At 26.8% G+C, this 612-nt stretch carries 1 protein-coding gene; it reads left to right on the top strand.

The annotated features are described in order from the left end of the window. The coding region (locus LJD34_RS16110) for an FIVAR domain-containing protein (RefSeq protein WP_227360377.1) at window positions 1-486 on the top strand (486 nt) is incomplete at its 5' end. Window positions 487-612 lie beyond the last annotated feature (126 nt).

Below are 612 nucleotides of genomic sequence, written 5' to 3'. Positions count from 1 at the left end.
ACTCAAGAACAAGTTGATAAGGCTTATGATGATTTAGATAAGGCTATTAAAGGATTAATTGATGCTCCTGTAATAGTAGATAAAAAAGAATTATCAAATGTTATTGAAACAACTAATGATTTTGTTGAAAAAGATTATACGGTAGATTCATGGAAAGCATTTAAAGAAGCATTAGATCATGCAAAAGATGTTTTACAAAATGAAAATACAACTCAAGATGAAGTTGATCAAGCTTTAGCATCTCTACAAGATGCCATTAAGAATTTAAAAACAGTTTCTCAAACTGGAAATAATGATCAACCAAATCAAAAACCAAATGATCAAATACAAACAAGTATTAAAAAAGAAGATGACAATAAAACATCATCAACAAAAAATAACTCTCATATAAAAACTGGTGATGATATGTCAGTTGTACCATATATTTTACTTATGGCAACAGCTGGGGGTTATATTGCACTTCAAAGAAGAAATAAAGAAGATTAAATAATAAAAGCTATATAACACATATAAATGTATGGCTATATAGTGATTTATGATTTAATAAAATGTGTTATAGACTTTTATAGTCAATTTGGAGTTAAAGATAAAAGACATCGGATTTATTGCTTT

Source organism: Faecalibacillus sp. MSK20_93, from assembly GCF_020589945.1.
Classification (GTDB): Bacteria; Bacillota_I; Bacilli_A; order Erysipelotrichales; family Coprobacillaceae; genus Faecalibacillus; species Faecalibacillus intestinalis.
Note: the sequence above shows the minus strand (reverse complement) of the source record. Positions and strands in the feature narration are given on the sequence as shown.